Annotated in this window: 6 protein-coding genes; all 6 read left to right on the forward strand. The window is 48.6% G+C overall.

Annotation, left to right across the window (positions count from 1 at the left end; all coding sequences use genetic code 11):
* Positions 1 to 564 (forward strand): aspartate--tRNA ligase (locus GF404_02715; GenBank protein ID MBD3381089.1); only part of this gene is annotated, 564 nt, incomplete at its 5' end.
* A 134-nt stretch (positions 565 to 698) separates the two neighbouring features.
* On the forward strand, positions 699 to 1655 hold the full coding sequence (locus GF404_02720) for an AAA family ATPase (protein MBD3381090.1): 957 nt from the start codon (positions 699 to 701) through the stop codon (positions 1653 to 1655).
* Between the two features lie 25 nt (positions 1656 to 1680).
* The gene (locus GF404_02725; protein MBD3381091.1) at positions 1681 to 3909 is read left to right on the forward strand and encodes an HDIG domain-containing protein; all 2229 of its coding nucleotides are present in this window, start codon (positions 1681 to 1683) and stop codon (positions 3907 to 3909) included.
* Entirely contained in the window at positions 3774 to 4334 is a 561-nt protein-coding gene (gene ybeY, locus GF404_02730) for an rRNA maturation RNase YbeY (GenBank protein MBD3381092.1), read from the forward strand. The genes GF404_02725 and ybeY overlap by 136 nt, the downstream gene beginning before the upstream one ends.
* 2 nt (positions 4335 to 4336) lie before the next feature.
* Complete coding sequence (locus tag GF404_02735) at positions 4337 to 5629, forward strand: CBS domain-containing protein (protein ID MBD3381093.1); 1293 nt, start codon at positions 4337 to 4339, stop codon at positions 5627 to 5629.
* Between the two features lie 126 nt (positions 5630 to 5755).
* On the forward strand, positions 5756 to 6365 hold a 610-nt coding region (locus GF404_02740), incomplete at its 3' end, for a hypothetical protein (protein MBD3381094.1).

Genomic DNA, 6365 nt, shown 5'->3' on the forward strand with positions numbered 1-6365 from the left:
CTTGAATACGGTTTAACGGATACCGGAAAATGGAATCTGCTATGGGTTACCCGCTTTCCGTTATTCGAGTACAATCCGGATGAAGACCGTTTCGACGCTATGCACAATATCGTGACCTCGCCGGTCGAAGAAGATATTGAACTATTGGATGAAGGCTTTTCGACGGACCTGGAACCCTCTGATCCGAATCATCCCTGGGCCAGGATTTACGCCAATCAGTATGACCTGGTCTTAAACGGCTGGGAGATTGCCTCGGGAGGAATCAGGAACCATCGCCGGGATATTCAGCAGAAGATCTTAAACGTATTGGGAATGTCGGACGAGCGTGCCGAGGCGGCATTTGGATTTTTATTGAGAGCGCTGGAACTGGGTGCTCCTCCTCATGGCGGAATAGCCCCCGGGCTGGACCGTATCGTGGCCATGATGTGTCATACGGACTCCATAAGGGATGTCATACCGTTCCCAAAAACAACTACCGCGCAGTCACTTATGGAAGGGTCTCCATCGCCTGTCAGCGATTCTCAACTGCGAGAGCTGAAGATAAAATTAGATCTGGATGATTGATTCCGTAGAACCTTAAGGGAACTTCGGCGGTTTTTGATGTAAAACATGAAGTTTAGATATTTCTTTGAGCGCTATAACTTTAGAACTTTTTGCCGAAATAGAAGATAAGGAAATTGAAGATAGAAACAGAGGACTTGACAGCCAAAGTAACAAAAAAGATCGTTTTCGACGACACCGACTTGAGACAACTGTTCGGGATCGGTGATGTCAATCTGAGGATAATCGAAGAACAGTTCGATACCAGGATTGTCGCGCGCGGCAACGAGATCATCCTTGAGGATCACAAGGAGATCGTCGACAAGGTCGAGAAACTGCTTTACGATCTGGATGAGCATCTTCGCAAGAACTATGAGCTTCCGGAAAGCTATGTCTGGTACGCGATTTCGATGCTCAAGGAGAATGGCGAGGGACCGGCCGAAAAGCTTTCTCCCAAAGCGCTGTTTGAGTCCAACAATATCAGGATTGTCCCCAAGACCCTGGGACAAAAAGTCTATGTCGATGCGATGAGCAGTTACGACATAGTCTTTTCAATCGGTCCGGCCGGAACCGGAAAGACCTATTTGGCTGTAGCCAGGGCGGTCGCTGCCCTGAAGCAGAATCAGGTCCAGAGGCTGGTTTTGGTGCGCCCGGCAGTAGAGGCCGGTGAGACTCTGGGCTTTCTGCCCGGTGATATCCGGGCCAAGGTGGACCCGTATATTCGACCGATTTATGACGCGTTGCACGATATGTTACAGGCTGATAAAATACGCAAGTTTTTGGAACTGGGTGTGATCGAAATCGCGCCTCTGGCGTTTATGCGCGGGCGCACGCTCAATAACGCTTTCGTGATCCTGGATGAAGCCCAGAATACCAGTACCGCACAAATGAAAATGTTTCTCACTCGCATCGGTGAAAAGTCCAGGGCTGTAGTCACCGGTGATGTCACCCAGATCGACCTGGATAAAAGCCGTGTATCCGGGCTGATTACCGCACAGAGAATCCTCAAAAATATCGACGGCATCAAGTTTATTTACCTGGACGAGAAAGACGTCGTGCGCCACAGGCTGGTGCAGGAAATTATTAAGGCATACGACAAGTCAAGCAAGAAGTAATCATTCCTTTTCAAGGATGTAAAGGGTGTTTCGTCTGTTAATTCGTATTAAACGATTTGCAAAGAAGAAATTGAAGCTGAGCGGTACTGTTCGCCATACCAGTTCCAGGGATAAGCTTCTCTATAAATCAGTACTGATTTTGGTAATCGGGCTGATGATTACACTTTTGTACCCGCAACAGCAGATTTTTCAGGCGGTCTCGATACCAAGACTGGATGAAATCGCGCGCGAAGACATAGTCGCGCCTTTCGCCTTCGAGGTAAAACGTCCCCAGGATCAGGTAGACCGCGAGATTCGCGATACACTCGACAACCTGCCGGTAATCCTGAATTACAATTTCGGGCTCTATGAAAATGTCTATTCCAGCATCGGGACGTTTTTCAGCCATGTCCGTGACCTGAAAGAGAGCAATCTTCCGCTTGCCAGAAAAGTCGATTCACTGAACTCGATTAAGGAGGATGTGGATATCGCAGTCCTGCGTGAATTGCTTAAGAGCAATCATCTCGATACCACCGAAAACCGTCTCTTAAAAACGATAGAGTCCATATATCAATTAGGGGTCCTGCCGGATTCAATCGATCTCAGCGAATACAATTTCAATTTTGCCCAGGTCAGAAAGAAACAACAGCAGTTGCGTACACCGGTCGAAAATATTCTAACGGTCGGTCAAACTCGGGATATCTTCATGGAGCGAGCGGAAAGCGACACGATATTTCCGCATTCACCCCAGGGTTTTGCAAGCCTGGGATACAGTTTCATCAAGCCCAACCTCAGCATCAACATGGCGGCCACCAATCTTAACAAGAAAAACAAACTTGATGCGATACCACATATCGAGCGAGAGTTCAAGGCCGGCGAGGTCATCATAAAGCGCAACACCAAAGCCGACAGCTGGCATATCCGTTCACTCGAGGCGATGACCGCCGAACAGCTTGAATCCGGTCGCAAGGGATCATTCTGGCAAAAGCTTCTGCCCTATTTTGGACGGGGCTCATTTATCCTGTTTGCTCTGGTGATGCTGGCTGTGTTTCTCGCCAACTACAATAACCGCAGGATGTTCTCAAATCCAAAGTTCACTGCAATGATGTTAATCATTGTCCTGGAAGTCGTAGCTGTCTATGTCATCGACCACGAGCTGAATCTGTCTGTTTACCTGATACCCTTCGCGATCGGGGCGATACTTTTGACGATCATGTTCGACCTGGCCACAGGAATATTTACCACGCTCATAATGGCGATCATAGTCGGTATCCTCCAGAATTTCAATTTCGCCACTATGTTGTTGGCATTCTTCTCCGGGGCGGTTGCCTCGCTGTCTGTGATACGGGTCCATAAGCGCTCGGATTTTTATCGCTCGATATTATACCTGACGGTGTTCTACCTGGTAGCGGTCTACCTCATGGAGGCGTTAAAATTTTCGACTTCTGATGAGATCATTCCATACCTGGGTTACGGTATGGTCAATGCCGTATTGTCGCCGATCATCGCTATGGGATTTTTGCCGGTATTCGAAACCATGTTCGGGATAACGACCGATTTGACACTTCTGGAACTGTCGGACATGAACCACCCGTTATTGCGCCGCCTGGCACTGGAAGCCCCGGGTACGTATCATCATTCAATTGTGGTTGGAAACCTGTGCGAAAAGGCGGCCGAGGCGATTGACGCCAATCCGCTTCTGGCGCGGGTCGGTTCATATTATCACGATATCGGCAAAATGGAGATACCGGAATATTTCGTGGAGAACTCCCAGGGCAACAAGAGCAAACATGACAGCCTGAGTCCGTCAATGAGCGCCCTGATCATCAGTTCGCATGTGAAGAAAGGGCTCGACCTGGCCGACCAGGCCGACCTCCCCGATGTCATCATGGATTTCATTGCGGAACACCACGGTACGACACTGATGTCATATTTCTATCACAAGGCCAGGGAACTCAAGAGTGAAAACGGCGGTGAGGAGGTGCCCGAGGAAGAGTACCGTTATCCCGGTCCACGTCCACATTCCAAGGAAACCGCGATTTTGATGATTGCCGATTCGGTCGAGGCCGCCTCGCGAACGCTTGAGGATCCCAAGCCTTCACGAATCCGCAACCTGGTCAAGAAACTGATCAATGAAAAATTTCAGTCCGGCCAGCTCTCCGATTCCGAATTGACCATGCGGGATCTTTCAATCATGGAAGATGCCTTTACGCAGAGAGTCCTGAGCGCGTTTCACACTCGTGTCGACTATCCCCAGAAAGAGGAAGCCAAGTGACTGTGGAGATCTTCAACACGACCCGCAAAAAGTATCTTCCGAAAAAAAAGCTTGCCAAACTGGTTGAATCTGTTTTAGTTACCGAAGGAAAAGAGTTTGCTGTTAATCTGGTGTTCATAGGTCCGCAAAAAATGCAGGCTTTGAATCGCACATATCGGGGGCAGGACAAAACCACTGACGTTCTATCGTTTGCCGCGGATGATCCGGACGAGCCTCCATCTTTTAGGCCTGTCGGAGAAATATATATCTGCCTTCAAACCGCCCAAAAACAGGCTCATAAATATAATCATTCATTGACCCATGAACTTCTCTTTCTGGTTGCCCACGGTGCCCTGCACCTGTGTGGGTACACTCACGATGCAGATCAAGATTATGATTTCATGATGACTAAAACCCGCGAATACATCCGCAGGCTGGAGGCGTGATCGTGCCCTACGTGTTATTTGGCATAGCGTTTTTGATATTTTACCTGGCATTTTCAGTCAATGTCTTCGGGTTTGGCCTGATCATGTATGACAACGCATCGGTCGAAGAATTCAAAAACATTTCCGAGCGTAAAAGACGAAGACTAAATCATCTCTTCGAGGACACCACACGCTTCAAGTATTTTGTGGTTATATTCAATAATTTCGCCCTGATCGTGATGACCATCCTGATCTATCGGGCTACACATTTTTACACTATACATAACTCAGTCGTCAGGGCTGTCATCACGGTTATCGCGATTGTACTGTTGTGGCTGATCTTTCTGACCGTGGTACAGTTCTACTCCAAAAGGGTCTCCTCCCGCTGGCGAGTGCGCACACTGGTTCGAAAACTGCTTCTGGTGGATATGCTGTATTTTCTGTTTCGACCGTTTGTATATCTTCTGATCCGCACCCTCAATGTCTATAAGGGTGAATCACTCTCGGAAGAACAGAAAGAGAACCTGGTCGAACGCGCGATTGAATCCATGGCCGATTCGGCCGGTATCGATGAGCCGTTGATGGAAGACGATGAGCGCGAGATGATCGAGAAGATCTTTGTACTGGACCAGACTGCAGTCAAGGCGGTCATGGTACCCCGCATCGAGATCGACTCGATTTCAGCCGATGCTACCCTCGATGAGATCCGCGACATTGTGCGCAAGACCGGTCATTCGCGTTTTCCTGTCTATGGCGAAGACGCCGATGATGTGCTCGGTTTTCTATATGTCAAGGATCTCTTCTGCCGTAACCTCGATGAGGATGACGATTTCGAAGTTCGACATTTTGTTCGCAAACCTTTCGTAATTCCTGAAGCAAAACGACTGGATGAACTGCTGGAGGAACTCAAGCGGTCACGCACCCACATCGCCCTGGTGGTCGACGAGTACGGCGGTACGGCCGGCATCGTCACAATGGAGAACGTGATTGAGGTAATCGTCGGTGATATACAGGATGAGCATGACTACGAGGAGGCCGAGATTGTCGAGCTTGATGAAGGTGGTTTCCGTGTGGATGCCAATATGCCGATGGAACGACTGGCGGATTATCTCGATATCGAGTTCCACGACGAGAGTTTCGAGACAGTCGGCGGTTTGATCTACGATCTGGCCGGCACTCTCCCTGACAAGGGCCAGGTCCTGACCAGTGACGGCATCAAGTTTACAGTGGAAAAAATCGACGGCCAGCGGATCGAAACGGTCAAAATAGAAAAACTACCGCCGCCTGAAGAGTTTGCAACCCATCCGGAAGAATAAGCTCTACATTCCATCCCACATCTTTCACCATAAATGCTTAACTGGTCTTTCAAAAAAACGATCACTACCATAATGTCTTGACAAAGAGTCATTAATATTATCTATTTCACCCTCAGCGAGGATTATATGGCAAAATTGTATTACGATTACAGGGATATCTTCAAGGCACCGCGGATCGCTTTGATGGGCAAAAACATATTTATCATGATGCTCAACCTCTGCCTCGGGTATTTTCTTTATCTCGTTTTTGCATACGGAGCCTTTCTAATTGACGGTTACTCGATCCTTCAAGTATGGAGCCTGCATCAGCTTTTCCCGCTCGGAAAAGATGTTTTCGAAGGAAATATCGCACTGGCTGTCTGGGCAGTCGGGATACTGCTTCTGCTGTATTTTTTCCTGCGGGGAGCACTGGGAGTAGCGCGAGCGAGCTTTGAGGAACTGCGGGGCAACTATTTCTATTCATCCAGGGAAGCAATGAAATTCATCTCCCATAAAAACGGTATAGTCTTCCGTGCTATATTGGGAGTGGTCGTTTTTATGGCGTTTATTATTCTGCTCGGTGCAATCGTCGGCCTGATTGGAAAAATCCCGTATATCGGTGAATTGATCTATGGCTTTTTCTACGATTTCCCCTTCTTCGTGGTCTCGCTGTTTGCGGTACTGGTGATATTTTTGTTGAGCACATTTATCCTGCTCGGGCCGGCGGTGACCGCGGTCAAGGGCGAGGACGCCATGA

This window comes from Candidatus Zixiibacteriota bacterium, assembly GCA_014728145.1.
Taxonomy (GTDB): domain Bacteria; phylum Zixibacteria; class MSB-5A5; order JAABVY01; family JAABVY01; genus WJMC01.